General features: G+C 40.9%; 1 pseudogene. It reads right to left on the bottom strand.

Going from position 1 to position 242, the window contains the following annotated elements:
- Positions 1-242, bottom strand: a pseudogene (locus tag ACFINS_RS11160) (sensor histidine kinase); the annotation flags it as partial.

Genomic DNA, 242 nt, shown 5'->3' with positions numbered 1-242 from the left:
AGTTGCCCATTTTTCTGAGGACCAAATGAGATGTAAATATCACCAGAGCGTTTATCAGGAAAGGCATGTTTTAAGGAGTTTGTCAACAACTCACCAAGAATAATGCCCAATGTCGTCGCATCTCTTGAAGACAATCGGCACTCTTTAAAGTTCGTGTGAATGGTGATATTTTCCCGCAATTCAAGAGGCATTGCCAATTCAACATCATGCACTACCGAACTGAGAAACTCTGCCAATAAAGT

Origin of the sequence: Bartonella sp. AA2SXKL (assembly GCF_042197205.1) — a bacterium.
Lineage (GTDB): Bacteria > Pseudomonadota > Alphaproteobacteria > Rhizobiales > Rhizobiaceae > Bartonella.
The sequence above is the reverse complement of the archived record's forward strand: the minus strand, read 5'-3'. Positions and strand labels throughout refer to the sequence as shown.